The following is a 2332-nucleotide window of genomic DNA, read 5'->3' on the forward strand; positions in this document are numbered from 1 at the left end:
GGTAGGGGGGAGGCGGGGTCAGGAGTCGGGGCTGCCGAGCACGAGGTTCACCAGGGCCTCGGCGTCCAGCTCGTCGACCGAGGTCACCGGGCTCACCGGGCTCACCGAGCCCGCCGAGCCCGCCGGGTCCGCCGGGTCCGTGGTGGCGGCCGGGTCCATGGCGGCCTGGGCCGCCGCTTCGGGCCGCAGTCCGGCGAGTTCGAGCAGGCCGTCCAGCAGTCCGGCGTCCCGCAGCCGGGCCAGCGGCACGGTCTGCAGGGCCCGCCGGATCTCGGCCTCGCGGGGGTCGCCGTCCGCCGGGCCGCCCGTGTCCCCGGCGCCGTCCGTCCGTACGTCGAGCAACTCGGCGAGCCGGCCGGCCGCCGCCCGGGCGTTGGGGTGGTCGAAGGCGAAGGTGGCGGTGAGCTTGCGGCCCACCGCCGCACCGAGCTTGCCGGCCAGCTCGACCGCGGTCACCGAGCTGAACCCCAGCGCCCGGAACCCGCCCTCGGGATCGATGTGCTCGGGCCCCGGGTGGCCGAGCACGGCCGCGGCGTGCCGCCGCACCAGATCCAGCAGGAGCTCCTGCCCCTCGGCGGCCGGAACCTGCCGCAGCCGCGCCACCACGCCCTGCTCCGCGGGCGCGTCGGCGGGCTCCGGTCGCACGACCGGGCCGTCGGCGGTCCGGACGCCGGGCAGCTCCGCGATCAGCGGGCTGGGCCGGAAGGCGGTGAACGCGGGGGCGAACCGGGACCAGTCGGCATCGACGACCGTCGCACAGGTCTCGCCCCGGTCCAGCGTCTCCTGGAGCGCGGCGAGGGCGGCCTCGGGCGCCATCGGCCGCAGCCCGAGCGAGCCGAGGAACGCCGCGCCCTCCTGTCCCATGCCGCCGCCGTCCCACAGCCCCCAGGCGACCGAGGTGGCGGGCAGCCCCTCGGCGCGGCGCTGTTCGGCCAGCGCGTCCAGCGCGGCGTTGGCGGCGCCGTACGCGCTCTGCTCCCCGCTGCCCCACACCCCGGCCCCGGACGCGTACAGGACGAACGCGTCCAGCTCCCGGTCCCGGGTGAGGTCGTGGAGGTGGCGGGCACCGGTGACCTTGGCCGACAGTACCCGCGCCAGGGTCTCCGGAGTGGTGTCGGCGAGCGCTGCCGAGTGCGGGATTCCGGCGGCGTGGAACACCGCCGTCAGCGGCCGGTCGGCCGGCAGCGACGCCAGCAGCTCCCGCAGCGCCTCCCGGTCCGCCACGTCACAGGCGGCCACGGTCACCGCAGCGCCCAACTCCTCGATCTCCGCCGTGAGTTCCGCGACGAGAGGGGTGTCCTTGCCCCGGCGCCCGACCAGTACCAGGTGCTCGGCGCCGTTACGGGCCAGCCAGCGCGCCAGATGGCCGCCGAGCGCACCCGTGCCACCGGACACCAGCACGGTGCCGCGCGGCGCATAGCCCGTGGAGGGCGCGTTGCCGGTGGGCGTGGGCGTGGGCAGCAGGCGGCGGCCGTACGCACCCGAGGAACGCAGCGCCACCTGGTCCTCGCCGCCGGACCCCGACAGCGTCTGGACCAGCTGTTCTCCGATCCGGCCGGTGACCTCCGCGTCGCCGCCCGGCAGATCCACCAAACCGCCCCACAGCATGGGCAGTTCCAGGGCCGCGCAGCGGCCCAGGCCCCACACCTGCGCACCGGCCGTGGACGGCCGCTCGGACGGGGAAACGGCCACGGCCCCGCGCGTTACGGTCCACAGCTTCGGTTTCGCGTTCGATTCAGCGTTCGGCTCCGCGCCCTGGGTCACGTCGGCGAGCGCCTGGGCCAGCAGCATGGTCGAGGCCGTGGCGCAGTCGACGCCGGGGAGGGCGGGGTGCGGCCGCTCGTCGGTGCCGAGGAGGGAGACGGTGCCGGCGGAGGTGGTGGCGTTCGCTTCGGTGAGGAGGGTGGTGAGGGTGGCGCGGTCCGTGGTGGTGGGGTCGATGGTGAGGTGGGTGACGGTGGCGCCGTGGGTGGTCAGGGTCCGGGCGAGGGTTTGGGTGAGGTCGGCGTCGTGGCCGGTGGGGGAGATGAGCAGCCAGTGGCCGGTGAGGTGCGCCGAGCCCGTGAACGGCAGCTTCTTCCAGGCGACGTGATAACGCCGGCCCTCGCCGTCCCGGTCCGGCATCAGCCAGTAGTGGCGCCGCTGGAAGGGGTAGGTGGGGAGGTCGGTGCGGCGGGCGCCGGTGCCGTTGAAGACGGTCGGCCAGTGGATGGGTGCGCCGTGGGTGAAGGCTTCGGCGGTGGAGGTGAGGAAGCGGCGGAGTCCGCCTTCGTTGCGGCGGAGGGTGCCGACGGCGGTGATGCCGTCGGGGAGGGTGGGGGTGAGGACGGGG

The 2332-nt window shown here is 75.9% G+C and carries 1 protein-coding gene; it reads right to left on the reverse strand.

Annotated features, from left to right (window positions below; all coding sequences use genetic code 11):
- Positions 1-18 precede the first annotated feature (18 nt).
- The coding region (locus K6I33_RS34360) for a beta-ketoacyl reductase (protein ID WP_229358725.1) at positions 19-2332 on the reverse strand (2314 nt) is incomplete at its 5' end.

Origin of the sequence: Streptomyces sp. UNOB3_S3 (assembly GCF_020740895.1) — a bacterium.
Lineage (GTDB): Bacteria > Actinomycetota > Actinomycetes > Streptomycetales > Streptomycetaceae > Streptomyces.